This is a genomic window from Enterobacter cloacae complex sp. P38RS, from assembly GCF_014930775.1.
In the GTDB taxonomy this organism is placed as follows: Bacteria; Pseudomonadota; Gammaproteobacteria; order Enterobacterales; family Enterobacteriaceae; genus Enterobacter; species Enterobacter bugandensis.
This window is the reverse complement of record NZ_JADBRS010000007.1, coordinates 216,596-235,838: the sequence shown is the minus strand read 5'-3', so window position 1 is coordinate 235,838 and position 19,243 is coordinate 216,596. Positions and strand designations below refer to the sequence as shown.

Genomic DNA, 19,243 nt, shown 5'->3' with positions numbered 1-19,243 from the left:
ACGGGTTCTTATGCCTCAGTTGTAAGTGTCTACCATGTCCCCGAACAAGTGTTCACTATGTCCCCGGACCGTACAGAGGGAGAGGGCTGGGGTGAGGGGGAACATACTACACTCGTGGTCATTCCGTTCACTTTATGTTCCTTGCTACTCTGTAACGACAATACCTGTGAACGTGCCAGGGCGGCTCAATCGCCGCCGCCCTGGCAACCCGGGCTCCCGGCGGTAAATCGCCGCTTCGCGGTGCCCTCAGCTTATTCCTTCAGGCTATCGGGTCGGGCATGAGCCTGCATCCCTGCAGGCCACGCCCTCTCGGCGCATCCCTGCGCCTCGCCCCGGCCTTACGGAAACGCTTCGGCGATTTACAGCCGGACCAGGGCGTCGCTGAAAGCCTACAGCCATCATGAAAGCAACTTTATTGCTTCTGCTTAAAATTACTGGGCATGCCTCAGCCCATAGAGGAAGGTTATCTCAATCCAGCGCCTTCACCATCTTCCCGCTCGCCACAAACGTCCCAGCCCCTAGATGATGCAGCGTATTCAACTTATCCCCGTCAAACTGCCAGCGCCCGGCGACAAACGCGCGCTCATCGGCTGCCGCTGAAACCACTTCTCCAAACAGCGTGTCGTATTTCTCTGCCGCAGAGGTGACGGGAAGTAATCGGCACTCCATCCACGCCAGACATTTTTCTTCAATCACCGGCAGCCCGAGCTCAGGGCCGTTCACGACCGGGATCCCGTAGCAGTTGAATTTGTCCTCGTCGCGCCCGCTGACGCTGCCGACAGCATATGTCCAGTTAGCTGCCGCCACGCCGGGGATGACGATGCCAAACTTTCCGCTGCGCTCGATAAGCTCGCGTGACCAGGTACTTTTATCCACCACAATCGCGATGCGCGGCGGTTCAAACTCAACGGGCATGGACCACGCGGCGGCCATCACGTTGCGTCTGTCGAGGTTTTCATCCCGACTGGTAATAAGCACGGTAGGGCCGTGGTTCAACAGGCGGCTGGCATGACGTAATTCAACAGGGCGAAAGTGGCTCATAGGATCTCCTCATCTGTAACGATGAGTATGACGAAAAAGCACGTAAATCAAAGTGAGTGCGTAAAATTAGTTTATAAACAGAACATCACAATCAAAGGAAAATGATGTATGTCCCCCTTTCTGACTGACTATTTTGCCCGCATTGGGTGGGCGCAACCGACAAGGGTTGATATAGACACCCTGCGCGCGCTGCATTTACACCACAATTGTGCGATCCCGTTCGAAAATATTGATGTCGTCCTGCCGCGCGAAATCCATCTTGACGATCAATGTCTGGTCGACAAGCTGGTGACGGCGCGACGCGGAGGATATTGCTTTGAGCAAAACGGCCTTTTCGAACGCGTGTTGCGTGAAGTCGGGTTTAACGTGCGCAGCGTGCTGGGGCGGGTCGTACTGGCAAATCCGTCGCAGATGCCGCCGCGCACGCACCGCCTGCTGCTGGTTGAGCTGAACGGCGAGCGCTGGATTGCCGACGTGGGGTTTGGTGGACAGACGCTGACGGCGCCGATTCGCCTGCTCGCCAACGAGGAGCAGGGGACGCCGCACGGTATGTATCGACTGCTGAGCGAAGGCAACGACTGGGTGCTGCAGTTCCGTCACCACGAGCACTGGCAGTCGATGTACCACTTTGACCTGACGACGCAGTATTTCAGCGATTACGTGATGGGGAACTTCTGGTCGGCGCACTGGCCGCAGTCCCATTTTCGTCATCATCTGCTGATGTGTCGCCACCTGCCGGACGGCGGCAAGCTGACGCTGACTAACTTCAACTTTACCCACTGGCAGAACGGTCACGTGGAGGAGCAGATCCATTTGCCGGATGCGGAGGCGCTGTATAAGCTGATGCAGGAGCGGTTTGGCCTTGGCGTTGATGATCCGAAACACGGCTTTACACTGGCCGAGCTGACGGCAGTGATGGCGGGGTTTGATACGCATCCGCAGGCAGGGAAATAGCCCGGTGGCGGCTACGCCTTACCGGGCCTACGGGAGTGTGAACGTAGGTCGGGTAAGGCGTAGCCGCACCCGCACCCGACAGAATCAACGGCGCGATCTCACCACCTGATACCGACGGGTAAAATACTCAAACGGTGCGCTCCACACGTGCACCAGACGGGTGAACGGGAAGATGAGGAAGATCGTCATCCCCAGCACCAGATGGACGCGGAAGATCGGCGCGACGCCGCTCAACATCTCCGACGAGCCCCCCTTAAACGTTACGATCCCCTGCGCCCAGCCGACCAGTTTCATCATCTCGCTTCCGTCAGGATATTGCGCGGAGAAAGGAATGGTCGACAGCCCCAGGATGCACTGAAGCAGCAGGATACTCATGATGATAATATCCGGCGTGGTGGACGTGGCGCGTACCCGCTGGTTGAAGAGGCGGCGGATCAGCAACATTGACCCACCAATCAGCGTCAGTACGCCGCAAATGCCTCCCGCAATCATGGCCAACTGCTGTTTAACCGCGACGGGTAAAAACCAGGCGTACATCCAGTGCGGGGTTAACATGCCGAACAGGTGCCCGAAGAAGATCCCCAGAATCCCGATATGAAACAGGTTAGAGGCCCAGTTCATCCCGCGCTTGCTGAGCATCTGGCTCGATGAGGCCCGCCAGGTGTATTGCCCGTAGTCGTAGCGCAGCCAGCTGCCGAGGAAAAAAACGGTAGCACAGATATACGGGTAAATATCATAGAAAAACACGTTCAGGTAATGCGTCATTTTGGGCCTCCGGCGCTGACGTCCACGTACTGCGGCGCGACGTCCTGGCTAAAGCGTCGTTGATATTGCTGCATCGGCGAACTGTCGCACGATGTGGCGTTGTCTTCGATAAACTTCACCTGTTCCTCTTCCCACACGGCGTCCAGTGCCTGACGGGTATCATCCCGTTTTTCACCGGACACCTGCTTCGCCACGCTGTCGCTGGAAAGCCGTGTACCGGCCATCGTCAGCAGGGCGTCAAACAGCTGGTAATGCGCCTCGCCGCGCTGCTTGAGGCGACCACCAATCAGCGCCAGGATCGGCGCGACATTTTGCAATCCTTCACGCGCCTCGTCGTCGGTGACGAGGCTGAGGTATTCCAGGTAGAGCGGCAGATAGTCGGGCAGCTCGCGACAGTCCAGCTCCAGCCCGGCTTTCTCATACTGGCTCATCAGATCGACCATCGCCTGACCGCGATCGCGGGACTCGGCGTGAACGTGCTCGAACAGCAGTAGGGACGTCGCGCGCCCGCGTTCGAACACCTCGCACCATTCGGCCTGCTTATCCAGCAGTGGGGCGCTCAGGTGCTGCTGCGCAAACGGCAGCAGCATGGGCGCGTCCTGCTCAACCAGGGAAAGCGCCTCATCGCGGTTTTCCCACAGCAGCTCATCGGGATACTCAATCAGCAGCGCGATGATTTTAAGGATCTGCATTATTCTCCCTCCCCGTGTTCGCGCACCTCGGTGATGTTAATCGCGTCGATGCGGCTGCTGTTGAAGAGGTTGAATTTGGTGTCGGAGCCGTGGCAGCCGTCGCCAAAGGTGAAGCCGCAGCCGTTTTTCTCCGGGAAGGCGTCGCGCGCCATTTCGCGGTGGCTGGTCGGGATCACGAAGCGGTCTTCGTAGTTAGCGATGGCGAGATAGCGGTACATCTCCTCAACCTGCGCTTCGGTCAGGCCCACTTCCTCAATGGCGCGGGTATCGGTCACGCCTTCCACAGTCTGGGAGCGTTTATAGTGACGCATCGCCATCATGCGCTTCAGGGCGCGCAGCACCGGGCCGGTATCGCCCGCGCTGAGCATGTTTGCCAGGTACTGCACTGGAATGCGCAGGCTTTCCACGGCAGGCAGGACGCCGTCACTCTGCGGCAGGCCGCCCGCATCCGCGTAGGACTGAATCGGCGACAGCGGCGGCACGTACCAGACCATCGGCAGGGTGCGGTATTCCGGATGCAGCGGCAGGGCCAGCTTCCAGTCCATCGCCATCTTGTAGACCGGCGAACGTTGCGCGGCGTCGATGACGTTCTGCGGGATGCCCTGCTTCAGCGCTTCCTCAATCACCGCCGGATCGTTCGGGTTGAGGAACACGTCGCACTGGCGCTCGTACAGATCGGTTTCATGCTCGGTGCTGGCGGCCTCTTCAATACGGTCCGCGTCGTACAGCAGCACGCCGAGATAACGGATGCGCCCGACGCAGGTTTCCGAGCAGACAGTCGGCTGGCCGGACTCAATGCGCGGGTAGCAGAAGATGCATTTTTCTGACTTGCCGCTTTTCCAGTTGAAGTAGATTTTCTTGTATGGACAGCCGCTGATGCACAGGCGCCAGCCGCGACATTTATCCTGGTCGATCAGCACAATGCCGTCCTCTTCGCGCTTGTAAATCGCGCCGCTCGGGCAGGTGGCCACGCAGCTCGGGTTCAGGCAGTGCTCGCACAGGCGCGGCAGATACATCATGAAGGTGTTTTCAAACTGGCCGTACATCTCCTTCTGGATCTTCTGGAAGTTGCGGTCGCGGGCGCGCTTTTCGAACTCGCCGCCCAGCAGCTCTTCCCAGTTTGGCCCCCAGACGATTTTGTCCATCCGCTTACCGTCGATCAGCGAGCGGGGGCGGGCGGTAGGGAGGTGATCCCCCTCCGGTGCGCGGTGCAGATCCTGATAGTCAAAGGTGAAGGGTTCGTAATAATCGTCAATCTGCGGCAGGACGGGGTTGGCGAAAATCTTCGACAGCACGCCCATTTTGCCGCCGAGGCGCGGCGTCAGCTTGCCGTGTATGCCGCGGATCCAGCCGCCTTGCCACTCTTCCTGATCTTCCCAGTTTTTCGGGTAGCCAATCCCCGGTTTGGTCTCTACGTTGTTAAACCACGCATACTCCATCCCTTCGCGCCCGGTCCAGACGTTCTTGCAGGTGACCGAGCAGGTGTGGCAGCCGATGCATTTATCGAGATTCAGAACCATGCCAACCTGTGAGCGTATTTTCATTTTTTCGCCTCCTGTACCTGATCCCGACCTTCGCCGTCCAGCCAGTTAATATTTTTCATTTTGCGGATCATGATGAACTCGTCGCGGTTCGAGCCGACGGTGCCGTAATAGTTAAAGCTGTATGCTAGTTGCGCATAGCCGCCGATCATGTGCGTCGGTTTTGGGCAGACGCGGGTGACCGAGTTGTGGATCCCGCCGCGCCGTCCGGTCACTTCTGACCCCGGAATGTTCAGGATGCGCTCCTGGGCGTGGTACATCATGGTCATGCCCGGCGGCACGCGCTGGCTGACCACCGCGCGGGCGGTTAGGGCGCCGTTGGCGTTGAAGGCTTCGATCCAGTCGTTGTCCTCTATGCCCAGCTCGCGGGCGTCGGTTTCGCTGATCCAGACGATGGGCCCACCGCGCGACAGGGTCTGCATCAGCAGGTTTTCGCTGTAGGTGGAGTGGATGCCCCATTTCTGGTGCGGCGTCAGGAAGTTCAGCGCTTTTTCCGGGAAGCCGTTCGGCGGGATCTCGCGCATGTGGGTCACGCTGCGGGTATCAATCGGTGGGCGATAGGCCACCAGGCTCTCCCCGAAGGCGCGCATCCACGGATGATCCTGATACAGCTGCTGGCGGCCCGAAAGGGTGCGCCACGGGATCAGCTCGTGGACGTTGGTATAGCCCGCGTTATAGGAGACGTGCTCGCTCTCAAGGCCGGACCACGTCGGGCTGGAGATAATTTTGCGCGGCTGCGCCTGAATGTCGCGGAAGCGGATTTTCTCGTCTTCCTTGTTGAGCGCCAAATGGGTGTGGTCGCGCCCGGTCAGTTCCCCGAGCGCTTCCCAGGCCTTCACCGCCACCTGTCCGTTGGTTTCCGGGGCGAGGGCGAGGATCACCTCCGAGGCGTCAATGGCGGTTTCAATGCGCGGGCGGCCTTTCGCCGGGCCGTCGAGCTTGACGTAGTTCAGCTTGCCGAGGAAATCGACCTCGTTCTGCGTGTTCCACGAAATGCCTTTCCCGCCGTTGCCGAGCTTGTCCATCAGCGGGCCGAGGGCGGTGAAGCGTTCGTAAGTTTCCGGGTAGTTACGCTCGACCACCGCGATGTTCGGTGCCGTTTTACCGGGGATCAGGTCACATTCCCCTTTGCGCCAGTCCTGAATATCAAACGGCTGCGACAGCTCCGCCGGGGAGTCATGCTGCAGCGGCTGGAGCACCACGTCGGTTTCTGTGCCCAGATGGCCAACGCACACCTCGGAGAAGTCTTTGGCGATGCCTTTGTAGATCTCCCAGTCGCTGCGCGATTCCCACGCCGGGTCAACGGCGGCGGAAAGCGGATGAATAAACGGGTGCATATCCGAGGTATTCATGTCGTCCTTTTCATACCAGGTGGCGGTCGGCAGGACGATATCGGAGAACAGGCAGGTGCTGGACATGCGGAAATCGAGCGTCACCAGCAGGTCGAGCTTGCCCTCGATGGCGGCGGTTTGCCACTCCACCTCTTCAGGCTTCACGTCATCCGTTGAGCCTAAATCTTCACCCTGAATGCCGCTCTCGGTGCCGAGCAGGTATTTCAGCATGTACTCGTGGCCTTTCCCGGACGAGCCGAGCAGGTTAGAGCGCCAGACGAACAGGTTGCGCGGGTGGTTCTTGCCGTTGTCCGGCTGTTCGCAGGCGAAGCGGATATCGCCCGATTTCAACGCCTGAACGGTGTACTCCTGCGGCGTCATGCCCGCCGCGTCCGCACGCGCCTTGACGTGCAGCGGGTTGAGGTTGAGCTGCGGGGCCGACGGCAGCCAGCCCATGCGTTCGGCGCGAACGTTAAAGTCGATCAGATGTCCGGTGAACTTCGACGCGTCCGCCAGCGGGGAGAGCAGCTCCTGCGCGGTGAGCTTCTCGTAGCGCCACTGGCTGGCGTGGTTGTAGAAGAACGAGGTGCTGTTCATCTGGCGCGGCGGGCGGTTCCAGTCCAGCGCGAAGGCCAGCGGCAGCCAGCCGGTTTGCGGGCGCAGCTTCTCCTGGCCGACATAGTGGGACCAGCCGCCGCCGCTCTGCCCGACGCAGCCGCAGAAGACCAGCATATTGATCATCCCGCGATAGTTCATGTCCATGTGGTACCAGTGGTTCACCCCGGCACCCAGAATGATCATCGAGCGACCGTGCGTTTTGTGCGCCGTGTCGGCGAACTCGCGGGCAATTTTTTCGATCAGGTACGCGGGCACGCCGGTGATCTGCTCGCCCCAGGCGGGCGTGTAGGCTTTGATCTGGTCATAGCTGTCTGCGGCGTTACTGTCTTCCAGGCCGCGATCGAGACCGTAGTTAGCCAGCACCAGATCGTAAACGCTGACCACTCGCTTCTCGCTGCCGTCGGCGAGCGTCAGGGTTTTGCTCGGCACGCGGCGCGTCAGCACCGGCTCCTGCTTCACGCTGCGAAAATGCGGGTTTTCGTTGCCGCCAAAGTAGGGGAACGCGACGTCCGCCACGCTGTCGTGGGTAATCAGCAGGGAGAGTGTGAGTTCTGTTTCATGGCCCGCAGCCTGAGGCTCCAGGTTCCATTTGCCTTTTTCCCCCCAGCGGAAGCCGATCGAGCCGTTTGGCACCACCAGGTTACCGGCAATATCGAAGGCGACGGTCTTCCACTCCGGGTTATTGGCTTCCCCCAGCCCGTCGACAAGGTCCGAGGCGCGCAGCATCCGGCCCGGCACCACGCGACCGTCAGCCTGCTCGTCCAGCAGCACGAGCATCGGCATGTCGGTGTAGCGGCGGCAGTAGTTAAGGAAGTAATCGCTCGGGTTATCGAGGTGGAACTCTTTGAGGATGACGTGGCCCATCGCCATGGCGAGGGCGCTGTCGGTGCCCTGTTTGGGGGCCAGCCACTGGTCGCTGAGCTTGGCGACCTCCGAGAAGTCCGGCGTAATCGCAACGGTCTTGGTGCCTTTGTAGCGCACCTCGGTAAAGAAGTGGGCGTCGGGAGTACGCGTCTGCGGCACGTTCGAGCCCCAGGCAATGATATAGCTGGAGTTGTACCAGTCGGCGGACTCCGGCACGTCGGTCTGCTCGCCCCAGGTCATCGGCGACGCCGGCGGCAGGTCGCAGTACCAGTCGTAGAAGCTCAGGCAGGTGCCGCCCAGCAGGGAAAGATAGCGCGTTCCGGCGGCGTAGGAGACCATCGACATCGCCGGAATAGGCGAAAAACCAGCCACGCGGTCCGGGCCGTAGTTTTTGATGGTCCAGACGTTAGCGGCGGCGATCAGCTGGTTCAGCTCTTTCCAGTTTGAGCGGATAAACCCGCCTTTACCCCGCGCCTTCCTGTAGCTTTGCGCCTTTTGCGGATCGTTCTGGATGGCATCCCAGGCCAGAACCGGATCGGTATGCTGCGCCAGCGCCTCGCGCCAGAGTTCAATCAGCCTGCGGCGCACCAGCGGGTACTTAAGGCGGTTGGCGCTGTAGAGGTACCAGGAGTAGCTTGCGCCTCGCGGGCAGCCGCGCGGCTCGTGATTGGGCAGGTCAGGGCGGGTGCGGGGGTAGTCGGTCTGCTGGGTTTCCCAGGTCACCAGGCCGTTTTTGACATAAATCTTCCAGCTACAGGAGCCGGTACAGTTTACCCCGTGGGTGGATCGCACAATCTTGTCGAACTGCCAGCGCTGGCGGTAGCTGTCCTCCCAGTCGCGGTTGGTGTGATACACCTGCCCGTGCCCATCGGCGAAACTGTCGCCTTTTGTTTTGAAGTAACGGAAACGGTCCAGCAGTTTGCTCATGACATTTCTCCTGCTTCGATAGCATGGCCGGAGTGCGATGCATCACGCTCCGGCGAAGATGTAGTTTTTATTTTTTTGAGGATTTACGGCCATACACCAGCCAGGTGACCAACACGCAGACGATGTAAAACACGAGGAAGACTTTCATGGCCCCAACCGGCGAACCGGTCATTGCCAGCGATGTGCCGAACGCCTTAGGGATAAAGAACCCGCCAACGGCACCGATGGCGGAGATAAAGCCCAGCGCGGCGGCGGTCTCCGTCACCGCTTCATGCTGCGCCTGCTCGTCCGTGCCGCCCTGCTTCTTGACGCGGTCGAGGGTGATTTGGCGAAAGATAATCGCGATCATCTGGAAGGTCGAACCGCTGCCCAGCCCGGCGGTGAGGAACAGGCCCATAAAGACCAGGTAGAAGGCGATAAAGCTGCCGGAGCCAGAGCCGGGGAGCGTCAGGAAGATCAGGGCGCTGAAGATAGCCATAAAGACGAAGTTAATCAGCGTGACGCGCACGCCGCCCAGCCTGTCAGAGACCATCCCGCCCGCCGAACGCGCCAGCGCGCCGATCAGGGGGCCAAAGAAAGCGAGGTGCAGGATGTTCACGTCCGGAAACTGGGTTTTCGACAGCATGGCAAAGCCCGCCGAGAAGCCGATAAACGAGCCGAAGGTCGCCAGATAGAGCAGGCTCAGCAGCCAGAGGTGAAAGCGCTTCAGTACCGGCAGCTGGCTGGCGATAGAGGCTTTAGAGCTGGCGATATCGTTCATGCCAAAAAACGCCGCAAGGGTTGCCAGCAGCAGCAGCGGCGCCCAGACCCAGGCCGCATTGGCCAGCCACATCGTTGAGCCGTCTTCCTGCGGTACGCCGTGCACGCCGAGGAAGGTAAACATTGGCAGGAAAATCACCAGCGGAGCAAACAGCTGCATCACGCTGACGCCCAGATTTCCCAGCCCGCCGTTGATGCCCAGCGCGCTGCCCTGTCTGGCCTTTGGGAAGAAGAAGCTGATGTTACCCATGCTGGAGGCAAAGTTGGCCCCGGCAAAACCGCAGAGCAGGGCAATCACGATAAAGACCCAGTAAGGTGTCGCGGTGTTCTGAATGGCTATCCCCAGCCAGACGCAGGGGATAATCAGGATAACGGTGCTCAATACCGTCCAGTAGCGTCCGCCAAATATTGGCACCATAAACGAGTAGGGGACGCGCAATATCGCGCCAGAGAGTGAAGGTAATGCCGTTAGCATAAAAAGCTGATCGGTGGTGAAATTAAATCCGACTTTATTCAGATTGACCGCAACGGCGCTAAATAACATCCACACGCAAAACGCTAATAGCAGGCAAGCTACAGAAATCCATAGGTTTCTTCGTGCAATATGTTTTCCTTTATTCTCCCAAAATTGCGCGTTTTCAGGTTTCCAGTTACTCAACAGATGGGGATTACTTTTATCACTTTGTTGCGACATATCGCCCTCTTGCTTACCATGTTTGAAAGAAAAATGAAGTAAAAACAAAAAGATGATTAAAGAAGTGTTATTGGTTTTTTGGGATGCTTTGGGATACATCTGAAAGGATAGATAAAAAAGCGAACCCCCGAGATTAGAATGAAAATAAGGGCTCGCTTAATGTGTTACTAATTGTAACATTTTGCGTAATTTATACTCCGGAAGGAGTATTAAAACAATTCCAGCGTGATAAGTTTGTCGAGATGTTTATTAAATGCCGCATCGTCCATTTCAGGCATATTTAATACGGTGATCCCATCCAGGCCACAAACCAGCCCTATTAAACGCCAGGCGATATTTTCCGCCCGATCGGTAAGCGTGAACGCGTGGGCATCAGCCCCGGCGCGGATAATCGCCACGGTTTCCTGATGCCACATCTCCATGGTGAGGACATAAGCCGCTTTGATCTCGGGATCACGGCTGGCAAGAATTTGGGCTTCCCGCCAAAGACGAATGTAAGGTTCAAGCCCACCGTCGTCACTGCCGAGCATGCTGTGCAACCGTTCCCGCCAGCCGGCGTTTTCACCCACCACGTCGGCATCCAGCAGCTCGCGGATCACGCGCACAAACGCCAGCGATTTTAACTCGCCGCCGGAGGCAAAGTGGTGGTGGACCTGCCCGGTCGCGACGCCCGCTTCTGCGGCAATGCGCCGTACCGTCATGGCTGCCAGCCCCTCGGCCAGCGCCACGCGCATCGCAGCCTGTAAGATCGCTTCCCGCCGCTCTTCCTTGCTCAAATAGCGCATTTTTTCTCAACTCTCAATAAGACCGAAACGAGTGTAACAAAAAGCTGGACAGTTGTTCAACTTTACGTAGGATCGGATTCTGGACATGTGTCCATGTTTAAAATGAAAAGGAAATTTATGTTTCGTCAGTGGTTAGCGTTAGTAATTATCGTGCTGGTGTACATCCCGGTGGCGATTGACGCGACGGTGCTGCACGTGGCGGCGCCGACATTGAGCATGACGCTGGGTGCCAGCGGAAACGAATTGTTGTGGATCATTGATATTTACTCGCTGGTGATGGCGGGGATGGTGCTGCCGATGGGTGCCCTGGGTGACCGCATTGGCTTTAAACGCTTGCTGATGATCGGCAGCACGCTGTTTGGCCTGTCGTCCCTGGCGGCCGCGTTTGCACCGTCGGCAGGGTGGCTGATAGCGGCGCGCGCCTCGCTGGCGATCGGTGCGGCAATGATCATTCCGGCTACGCTTGCGGGGATCCGCACGCTGTTTACCGACGCGAAAGATCGCAATATCGCGCTCGGCGTCTGGGCGGCAGTGGGTTCCGGCGGGGCGGCGTTTGGTCCGCTGATTGGCGGTATGCTGTTGGAGCACTTCTACTGGGGCTCGGTATTTTTGATCAACGTGCCTATCGTGCTTATTGTCGTTACCCTTGCCGCGCGCTTTGTCCCGCAGCAGGAAGGGCGTCCTGAGCAGCCGTTAAATATCAGCCATGCGCTCATGCTGATTGTGGCGATTTTGCTGCTGGTCTACAGCGCCAAAACCGCGCTAAAAGGCGTTATGTCGCCGTGGCTGGTGGCGTGTACCTTGCTCACGGGTGCCGTAATGCTGTTTATTTTTGTGCGCATCCAGCTGCGCGCCCGCGTGCCGATGATCGACATGCGCCTGTTCTGCCATCGCATCATTCTGAGCGGCGTGGTAATGGCGATGACCGCCATGATTGCCCTGGTCGGGTTTGAGCTGCTGATGGCGCAGGAGCTACAGTTTGTCCACGGCTTTACGCCGTTCGAGGCGGGCATGTTTATGCTCCCGGTGATGGTGGCAAGCGGATTCAGCGGGCCGATTGCCGGTGTGCTGGTGGGCCGCCTGGGGCTGCGCATTGTCGCTGCCGGGGGGATGGGGCTCAGCGCCGTCAGCTTTATCGGCCTGTCGATGCTCGACTTCAGCACGCAGCAGTGGCAGGCGTGGGGGCTGATGGTTCTGCTTGGCTTTAGCGCCGCAAGCGCGCTGCTGGCCTCGACCTCCGCCATTATGGCTGCCGCGCCGAAGGAGAAAGCCGCTGCCGCAGGGGCGATTGAAACCATGTCCTATGAACTGGGCGCCGGGCTGGGGATCGCTATTTTTGGTCTGCTGTTGACCCGCAGCTTCTCGGCGTCCATTGACCTGCCGCAGGGGCTGAATGCCTCGCTCGTCGATAAAGCCACGTCATCCATTGGTGAAGCGATGAAGGTGGCGCAGGAGCTGACGCCGTCCCTCGCGGAGCCGGTGATTGAGGCGGCGAAAAGTGCGTTTATTACCTCCCACAGCGTGGCGCTGGGGAGTGCGGGCGGAATGCTGCTGTTGCTGGCAGTGGGGATCTGGTTTAGCCTGGCGAAGGTGCCGAAGCCGTAAAACACGCCCGGTGGCGCTGCGCTTACCGGGCCTACGGGCGCGGTTGTCCGAGCCGCGCCACCCGGTTTATTTTTCCTGGGCCGCGGACAGGACGCTGTGCAACAGCACGTTCGCCCCTTTCTCCGACCACTCTGGCAGGATCCTTTCCGCTTCGTTATGGCTGATGCCCTTCACGCAGGGGATAAAAATCATGCTGGCAGGGGCTATTTTGCTCACATAGCAGGCGTCATGTCCCGCGCCGGAGACCATCGGTTTCGCCGAGTAGCCCAGTTCCGCCACGGCCTTCTCCGTGCGGGCCAGACATTCGGCATCAAAAGCGATGGGGGCGTAGTCAAAAATGCGCTCAACGACAGCCGCCACGCCGCGCAGGCTCAGGCTTTCAGCCACCTTATGCAGCGCCGCCTCCATGGCTTCCAATGCCGTCAGCGCCGGATGGCGAAACTCCACGCTGCAGACCACCCGAGACGGCACGACGTTGCGCGAGTTTGGCGTAACCTGCGCCATACCGATGGTCGCACGTCCGTCCGGTGCGTGCCGATAGCCAATCTCCTCCACCTTCAGCGCCAGCTCCGAGAACGCGGTCAGCGCATCGCGTCGGCTGTGCATCGGCGTGGTGCCCGCGTGGGCGGCAAACCCGTCCAGCGTCAGGGTAAACCAGCGCTGGCCCATTGCCGCGCGGACTAACCCGATATCCAGGGCTTCGTCTTCCAGAATCGGGCCCTGTTCGATGTGCAGCTCGTAGCAGGCGTGAACCGGAAACGCACGGGCAGGGGCTTCACCCCGGTAGCCGATGCTTTCCAGCGCTTCACCCACGCTGATACCGTCGCTATCCGCGCGGGCATGGGCGTACGCTTCGCTAAATTGCCCCGTCCAGACCCCTGAAGCGAGCATGGCTGGCGCAAAGCGCGCGCCTTCTTCGTTGGTCCAGTTGACCAGCACGATGTCACGCTCCGTCTCAAGGTGATGGTCATTGAGGGTGCGCAGCAGCTCCAGCCCGGCCAGCACGCCGTAAACCCCGTCGTAGTTCCCTCCCAGCGGCTGGGTATCCACGTGCGAACCGGTCAGGACCGGCGCAAGCTGCGGGTTTTTCCCCGCGCGGCGGATGAACATATTGCCCATGCTGTCGACGTCGCAGGTAAAACCGGCGTCCAGCGCCCAGTCGCGCAGCAGGTTACGCGCAATACGATCTTCCTTGCTCAGTGCCAGACGGGTGACGCCACCGGCGGGCGTGCCGCCGATCTGCGCCATCATCTCAAGCGTTGACCACAGCCGTTCGGCGTTGACGCGGATCATGACTTGTCCTTACCGCTGCGGTAGCGGAAATCACAGCACGCACCGCCCTGCATAATGGTCGTGGTGCGGGTTAGCTCTACGTCCGGCGCATAGCCAACGATGAATTTTTCATCGCGCGCGCAGGAGAGCAGGTGACCAATCTCGCCCAGCCCCATCTCGTGGTACATCTCCGCGTAGCGACAGCGGGTCACGTTGTAGTTGTACTGCTGGTCGTCAGCGTCGATCACCTTCACGTCCAGGGCGTTATCTTTCTCCCACAGATACTGCAGGGCGATAAAGCTCTTGATGTTCGCGCCGTTGGGTTCTTTGCTGGCAAACCCTTTACCAGCGTCAATCGCGGCCTGCTCAATGGCCTCGCCAATCACCGCCTGGGCGCGGGCTTTCCCTATCTCGCGCACCAGGATTTCATAAATTGGCTTAATAATTTCAGCTTCAATTTTGCGGCGGGCGAGAATGCCCAGCTCATTATTATCACTCATCACATTGCCTCACTGCGTTACTTCGCTTTTGCGCCGCCCAGCACGGTCTGCGGCTGCCATTTGCCGTCGACAACCTTATAGACCGTGAACGACGGCGATTTCAGGTTGCCCTCTTTATCAAACGCGATCTGTCCGGTAACGCCGGAATAGCTGATGGCGCGCAGGGCGGGTAGATAGTCTGATGGCTCAACGGAGTCTGCTTTTTCCATCGCCGCAACCAGCACGCGGGTGGCGTCATAGGCGAACGGGGCGTGCAGTTCGATATGGGTGTGGTAGCGGGCCTGGTAGGCCTGTTCGAATGCCTTTCCACCCGGCATCTGGTCAACGGGCAGGCCCGGCTCCAGCGCCACAACGCCTTCGCCTTCTTTCTGCGCCAGCTTCAGGAACGTCTGGCTGACGAATCCGCCTGCGCCCATCAGCGTGGCATTCATGCCCAACTGTTTAATGCGGCGAGCCAGCGGTGCGGCCTGGCTGTCGACGCCGCCGAAGAAGATCAGATCGGCGTTTTTACTGCGGATGGCGGTCAGCACGGCGCTGAAATCGACCGTTTTGTCATCCACATACTGACGGTCGACAATTTTCACGCCCTGGGCTTCCAGCGATTTAATAAACTGGTCTGCAAGCCCCTGACCGAAGGCGGTACGGTCGTCGATTACCGCAATGCGTTTGGCTTTCAGGGTGTTAACCGCGTACTGACCGGCGAGCTGGCCGCCGTCATCGTCGTGTCCCATCACGCGGAAGCTGGTATCAAAACCTTGTTGCGTATAGGCGTGACCGGTCGCGACCGGTGCCACCTGGGCGATGCCCGCATCGTGATAAACGCGGGCCGCTGGAATGCTGGTGCCGGTGTTCCAGTGGCCGACCACGCCCGCCACATCGCTGTCCACCAGACGCTGCGCGACGGCTACGGCAGTGCGCGGGTCAGACTGATCGTCTTCGGACTGCAGTTTGAAGGTGACCGCTTTGCCGCCGATGGTCGGATGCTGCTTGTTAATGTCGTCAATAGCCAGCTGCGCGCCGTTCTCCAGATCTTTCCCGATACGGGCGGACGGGCCGGTGAGCGGGCCTGCCAGACCGATCACCACGGTTTCGCCGTCGGCGGCCCACGAGGACGTTGAGGCAAGACCGCCGAGCAGAATAGCGGCGCTGAGCGCACTGATTTTTACTGTTTTCATTGTATTTCCCTGATGTTGGCTGGTGTGGTTAAACGGGCATTTCGCCCAAATAAATGTGTGCAATCTGGTCGTCGTTAAGCAGCGCTGTCGATTCGCCATGATGAACAATGCTGCCGCTGTCCATCACCCATGCGCTGTCGGTCACTTCCAGCGCGAGCCGGGCGTTTTGTTCGATAAGCAGCAGGGCGACGCCGCGCTCGCGCAGCCCGGCAATAACGGCAAATATGTTCTCGACCATCTTCGGGGCAAGGCCCATCGACGGCTCGTCGAGGATCAGTAGGCGCGGGCGGCTGAGGAGGGCGCGGTTAAGGGCCAGCAGCTGTTGCTCGCCGCCGGACAGCAGCCCGGCAAGCTGGTGCTGGCGCTCGCCCAGACGCGGGAAGCGTTCGAAAATCTCGTTCATCTCGCGCTTAATGGTGACAGCGTCACGTCTTAGCCAGGCGCCCATCTGCAGGTTTTCCAGTACCGTCATGCGGGAGAAGATCCCGCGGCCCTCCGGGACCATGACCAGTCCGTCGCGAAGCAGGGTCTCCGGGCTCTGTTTGCGGACCGGCTTACCGTTGAATTCAATACTGCCGCTAAAGCTTTCCAGCCCGGTAATGGCGCGCACGGTGGAGCTTTTCCCCGCGCCGTTAGCGCCGATCAGCGTAGCCTGTTCGCCCTCGTGCAGGGTAAAGGAGACATCGCGTACGGCCTGAATGCCGCCGTAATGCACGTCCAGACGTTCTACCTTCAGTAATTCAGACATGGGCGTTACCTCCAAGCCAGGCGGCGATCACTGCCGGGTCGCGCCGCACGCTTTCCGGCGTACCGCTGGCGAGCGTTTTACCGTAATCAAGCACCGTCAGGCGATCGCAGATGCCCATCACCAGCTTGACGTCATGTTCAATCATCAGCAGGGTTTTGCCGTCATCGCGGATGCGGATGAGCAGCTCGCCGAGCGCCACTTTTTCCGCCGCGTTCATTCCGGCGGCGGGCTCGTCCAGCGCCAGCAGCAGCGGATCCGTCGCCAGCGCGCGGGCGATTTCGAGGCGACGCTGATGACCATAGGCCAAATCGCAGGCGCGATAGTGGGCGAACTGTGCAATGCCGGTATAGTCCAGCCAGTGCCAGGCCAGCTCGCGGGTCTGCTTCTCTTCCTCACGGGCGCGTTTATGGCGGCTCAGCGCGGCCCATAGGCCGTTACGGGTGCGCACGTGGCGGCCCACCATCACGTTTTCCAGCACCGACATCTCGTTGAAGAGGCGCACGTTCTGGAATGTGCGGGCAATCCCGGCGGCGGTGACTTTCTCTATGTGCTTTGGGAAGTAGGGCTTATCGGCAATCGAAAACTCACCGCTGTCCGCCGGATAAAGCCCGGTGATCAGGTTAAAGCAGGTGGTTTTTCCCGCGCCGTTGGGGCCAATCAGCCCGTAGATTTCCCCTCTGTTCACGGTAATCGAAACGTCATCTACGGCAGTCAGCCCGCCGAAGCGTTTTGACATGTTGCGTACGGTTAACAGGCTCATGCCTTCACCTCCTTGTGGCGTACCGGCCAGAGGCCTGACGGGCGCACCAGCATGACCAGCACCAGTGCCAGACCGTAAAACAGCTGGCGCAGCACTTCCGGGTCAATCAGTACCGTACCGAACAGCGCCTGCTGAACCGGCGCTGCCTGGCTGCGCAGCAGTTCCGGTAGGGCGGTAAGCAGTACCGCGCCCAGGATCACGCCCGGTATGTGCCCCATACCGCCCAGCACCACCATCGCCAGTACGGCAATGGACTCCTGCAGCGTGAAGGATTCCGGGGAGACAAAGCCCTGAAACGCGCCGAAAAGCGCACCTGCTATGCCGCCAAAGGAGGCGCCCATCGCAAAGGCGAGCAGCTTATAGTTACGCACGTTGATGCCCATCGCGCGGGCCACGTCTTCATCCTCGCGGATGGCGTGCCAGGCGCGGCCAATACGGGAATGCTGCAGGCGCAGGCAGACAAAAATAATCGCTACAATCACCAGCATCAGCAGGTAGTACCACAGCCACAGGGCGGGCACTTTGAAACCAAACCAGTGGTAGACGCCGCTAAACTTCAGGCCGAACAGGTTCAGCGTATCCACCCCGGTAATGCCCTTTGCGCCGTTGGTGATGTTTACCGGACGGTCGAGGTTGCGCATCAGGATGCGGATAATTTCGCCAAAGCCGAGGGTCACTATCGCCAGGTAGTCCCCGCGCAGCTTCAGCGTGGGCGCACCGAGTAAAATCCCGCACACTGCCGCCACGAGGGCCGCCAGCGGAATAATGAGCAGATACGAGGTGTGCAGCCCATCCGGGAACCAGACGCCGAGGATCGGAAACACCTCCAGCAGGTGTGGGGAGGCCATCAGTGCCGCGAGGTAGGCGCCGACGGCGTAAAAGGCGATAAAGCCCATGTCCAACAGGCCGGTATAGCCGACCACAATGTTAAGCCCGAGCGCCAGCATGATGTAGAGCAGGGCGAAGTCGATAACGCGCACCCAGTAGTTGCCGCCGAGTTGCGTGGCCACCACGGGCGCAATCAGCAGCGCGAGGCAGAACAGGCTCATGCCTGACCAGAATTTGCGCGTCGTCGTCGGGGCCTGAATTTGAAGTGTTGTCATGGTATTCCTTACGCCCTGTGCGCTACGCGCTCGCCCAGCAGGCCAGCTGGACGGAAGACCAGCACCAGGATCAGCACCATAAAGGCAAAGACATCCTGATAGTTGCTGCCAAATACACCGTGGGTCAGTTCACCCAGGTAGCCTGCGCCCAGCGCTTCGATAATGCCGAGCAGGATGCCGCCAATCATGGCACCCCGAATGTTGCCAATGCCCCCCAGCACGGCGGCGGTAAAGGCCTTGATCCCGGGTAAAAAGCCCATCGAGAAGCTGGCGTTACCGTAGTTGCTGGCCATCATTACGCCTGCCAGCGCGGCAAACGCCCCGCCAATGGCAAACGTCAGGGTGATAATGGCGTTTGGGTTAACCCCCATCAGCGTGGCCACGCGCGGGTTTTCCGCCACGGCGCGCATGCCGCGCCCCAGGCGGGTGTATTCCACCAGCAGCCAGAGCCCGGTCATCACCGCCAGCGCCAGCGCCACGGTGACAATACCGGTAACGGTCACGATGGCGGGAGGGTGCATTTCACTTCCTGACGTCACGGTAATCGGATCCATGGGCAAGATCTGCGGAAACATCAGCGGGTTGCGCGTCCAGATAATCATCGCCACGGTTTGCAGCAGGACGGAGACGCCGATACCCGAGATCAGCGGCGCCAGGCGCGGAGCGTTGCGCAGTCGACGGTAGGCAAAGCGCTCCACGGCCATGGCCAGTAGGGCGCACACGGCCATGGCAATCATCAGGGCAACGCCGAGCTGCAAGAGCAGCGGCATATGCGGGAAGGTGCTATTCAGGGCGTTAATGGCGGAGAGCGTGGTGAGCGCGCCGACCATCAGAATATCGCCGTGGGCAAAGTTAATAATGCGCAAAATGCCATACACCATGGTATAGCCCAGCGCGATCAGCGCGTAGATGCTTCCCAGCATCACACCGTTGATCAGTTGTTGTATGAGTGTATCCAACGTCTGTACCCGCAAAGTGCTCGTTCTGCGGCTACCATCCAATAAATGAATTAAATTGTAAAATACGCATCTATTATTTCTTATGATAAATAAATATTGTTTTATGTTTATGATTTAAATGAAAATAGTGAATGCCTGCTTTTGGGTGAA

Annotated in this window: 16 protein-coding genes; 2 read left to right on the top strand and 14 right to left on the bottom strand. The window is 59.4% G+C overall.

Annotated elements, in window-relative coordinates:
- Positions 1-468: 468 nt before the first annotated feature.
- Positions 469-1,041 (bottom strand): flavin reductase family protein, encoded by a 573-nt coding sequence (locus IM303_RS12195; RefSeq protein WP_192986994.1) that lies wholly within the window; start codon positions 1,039-1,041, stop codon positions 469-471.
- A 108-nt stretch (positions 1,042-1,149) separates the two neighbouring features.
- Here IM303_RS12195 and nhoA point away from each other — a divergent pair, with 108 nt between their 5' ends.
- Positions 1,150-1,995: an N-hydroxyarylamine O-acetyltransferase gene (gene nhoA / locus IM303_RS12190; RefSeq protein ID WP_059357612.1), complete on the top strand. Its 846-nt coding sequence runs from the start codon at positions 1,150-1,152 to the stop codon at positions 1,993-1,995.
- Positions 1,996-2,079: 84 nt separating this feature from the next.
- Here the strand turns inward: nhoA and narI are convergent, their stop codons facing one another.
- From narI to IM303_RS12160, 6 genes are all read right to left on the bottom strand, one after another.
- A complete protein-coding gene (gene narI / locus IM303_RS12185) occupies positions 2,080-2,760 on the bottom strand; it encodes a respiratory nitrate reductase subunit gamma (RefSeq protein ID WP_022648214.1) in 681 nt (226 codons plus the stop codon).
- Positions 2,757-3,452 (bottom strand): nitrate reductase molybdenum cofactor assembly chaperone, encoded by a 696-nt coding sequence (narW, locus tag IM303_RS12180; RefSeq protein WP_059357611.1) that lies wholly within the window; start codon positions 3,450-3,452, stop codon positions 2,757-2,759. The genes narI and narW overlap by 4 nt, the downstream gene beginning before the upstream one ends.
- On the bottom strand, positions 3,452-4,996 hold the full coding sequence (gene narH / locus IM303_RS12175) for a nitrate reductase subunit beta (RefSeq protein WP_008501747.1): 1,545 nt from the start codon (positions 4,994-4,996) through the stop codon (positions 3,452-3,454). Before narH ends, narW begins: the two co-directional genes overlap by 1 nt.
- On the bottom strand, positions 4,993-8,733 hold the full coding sequence (locus IM303_RS12170) for a nitrate reductase subunit alpha (RefSeq protein ID WP_193359984.1): 3,741 nt from the start codon (positions 8,731-8,733) through the stop codon (positions 4,993-4,995). Before IM303_RS12170 ends, narH begins: the two co-directional genes overlap by 4 nt.
- Positions 8,734-8,800: 67 nt before the next feature.
- A complete protein-coding gene (locus IM303_RS12165; RefSeq protein WP_049136451.1) occupies positions 8,801-10,186 on the bottom strand; it encodes a NarK family nitrate/nitrite MFS transporter in 1,386 nt (461 codons plus the stop codon).
- A gap of 209 nt (positions 10,187-10,395) precedes the next feature.
- A complete protein-coding gene (locus IM303_RS12160) occupies positions 10,396-10,971 on the bottom strand; it encodes a TetR family transcriptional regulator (protein ID WP_059357609.1) in 576 nt (191 codons plus the stop codon).
- Positions 10,972-11,088: 117 nt separating this feature from the next.
- Here IM303_RS12160 and IM303_RS12155 point away from each other — a divergent pair, with 117 nt between their 5' ends.
- Positions 11,089-12,576 (top strand): MFS transporter, encoded by a 1,488-nt coding sequence (locus tag IM303_RS12155; RefSeq protein ID WP_193359983.1) that lies wholly within the window; start codon positions 11,089-11,091, stop codon positions 12,574-12,576.
- Between the two features lie 66 nt (positions 12,577-12,642).
- Here IM303_RS12155 and IM303_RS12150 read toward each other — a convergent pair whose 3' ends face one another.
- Genes IM303_RS12150 through IM303_RS12120 form a run of 7 tightly spaced genes read right to left on the bottom strand, consistent with a single transcriptional unit; the run spans position 12,643 to position 19,093 of the window.
- Positions 12,643-13,869, bottom strand: coding sequence for a Zn-dependent hydrolase (locus tag IM303_RS12150; RefSeq protein WP_193359982.1), 1,227 nt, complete (start codon positions 13,867-13,869; stop codon positions 12,643-12,645).
- The gene (locus IM303_RS12145; protein WP_048999756.1) at positions 13,866-14,348 is read right to left on the bottom strand and encodes an L-2-amino-thiazoline-4-carboxylic acid hydrolase; all 483 of its coding nucleotides are present in this window, start codon (positions 14,346-14,348) and stop codon (positions 13,866-13,868) included. The genes IM303_RS12150 and IM303_RS12145 overlap by 4 nt, the downstream gene beginning before the upstream one ends.
- A gap of 17 nt (positions 14,349-14,365) precedes the next feature.
- Entirely contained in the window at positions 14,366-15,523 is a 1,158-nt protein-coding gene (locus IM303_RS12140; RefSeq protein WP_041909827.1) for a branched-chain amino acid ABC transporter substrate-binding protein, read from the bottom strand.
- A gap of 28 nt (positions 15,524-15,551) precedes the next feature.
- On the bottom strand, positions 15,552-16,271 hold the full coding sequence (locus IM303_RS12135) for an ABC transporter ATP-binding protein (RefSeq protein ID WP_192986984.1): 720 nt from the start codon (positions 16,269-16,271) through the stop codon (positions 15,552-15,554).
- Entirely contained in the window at positions 16,264-17,031 is a 768-nt protein-coding gene (locus IM303_RS12130; protein WP_028013260.1) for an ABC transporter ATP-binding protein, read from the bottom strand. The genes IM303_RS12135 and IM303_RS12130 overlap by 8 nt, the downstream gene beginning before the upstream one ends.
- Positions 17,028-18,134: a branched-chain amino acid ABC transporter permease gene (locus IM303_RS12125; RefSeq protein ID WP_193359981.1), complete on the bottom strand. Its 1,107-nt coding sequence runs from the start codon at positions 18,132-18,134 to the stop codon at positions 17,028-17,030. The genes IM303_RS12130 and IM303_RS12125 overlap by 4 nt, the downstream gene beginning before the upstream one ends.
- An 8-nt stretch (positions 18,135-18,142) precedes the next feature.
- On the bottom strand, positions 18,143-19,093 hold the full coding sequence (locus IM303_RS12120; protein ID WP_045260595.1) for a branched-chain amino acid ABC transporter permease: 951 nt from the start codon (positions 19,091-19,093) through the stop codon (positions 18,143-18,145).
- Positions 19,094-19,243: the final 150 nt, after the last annotated feature.

Bases quoted from the DNA above. Each gene is read 5' to 3' on its own strand.
- IM303_RS12195 (WP_192986994.1), bottom strand. From the start codon at position 1,041: ATGAGCCACTTTCGCCCTGTTGAATTACGTCATGCCAGCCGCCTGTTG.
- nhoA (WP_059357612.1), top strand. From the start codon at position 1,150: ATGTCCCCCTTTCTGACTGACTATTTTGCCCGCATTGGGTGGGCGCAA.
- narI (WP_022648214.1), bottom strand. From the start codon at position 2,760: ATGACGCATTACCTGAACGTGTTTTTCTATGATATTTACCCGTATATC.
- narW (WP_059357611.1), bottom strand. From the start codon at position 3,452: ATGCAGATCCTTAAAATCATCGCGCTGCTGATTGAGTATCCCGATGAG.
- narH (WP_008501747.1), bottom strand. From the start codon at position 4,996: ATGAAAATACGCTCACAGGTTGGCATGGTTCTGAATCTCGATAAATGC.
- IM303_RS12170 (WP_193359984.1), bottom strand. From the start codon at position 8,733: ATGAGCAAACTGCTGGACCGTTTCCGTTACTTCAAAACAAAAGGCGAC.
- IM303_RS12165 (WP_049136451.1), bottom strand. From the start codon at position 10,186: ATGTCGCAACAAAGTGATAAAAGTAATCCCCATCTGTTGAGTAACTGG.
- IM303_RS12160 (WP_059357609.1), bottom strand. From the start codon at position 10,971: ATGCGCTATTTGAGCAAGGAAGAGCGGCGGGAAGCGATCTTACAGGCT.
- IM303_RS12155 (WP_193359983.1), top strand. From the start codon at position 11,089: ATGTTTCGTCAGTGGTTAGCGTTAGTAATTATCGTGCTGGTGTACATC.
- IM303_RS12150 (WP_193359982.1), bottom strand. From the start codon at position 13,869: ATGATCCGCGTCAACGCCGAACGGCTGTGGTCAACGCTTGAGATGATG.
- IM303_RS12145 (WP_048999756.1), bottom strand. From the start codon at position 14,348: ATGAGTGATAATAATGAGCTGGGCATTCTCGCCCGCCGCAAAATTGAA.
- IM303_RS12140 (WP_041909827.1), bottom strand. From the start codon at position 15,523: ATGAAAACAGTAAAAATCAGTGCGCTCAGCGCCGCTATTCTGCTCGGC.
- IM303_RS12135 (WP_192986984.1), bottom strand. From the start codon at position 16,271: ATGTCTGAATTACTGAAGGTAGAACGTCTGGACGTGCATTACGGCGGC.
- IM303_RS12130 (WP_028013260.1), bottom strand. From the start codon at position 17,031: ATGAGCCTGTTAACCGTACGCAACATGTCAAAACGCTTCGGCGGGCTG.
- IM303_RS12125 (WP_193359981.1), bottom strand. From the start codon at position 18,134: ATGACAACACTTCAAATTCAGGCCCCGACGACGACGCGCAAATTCTGG.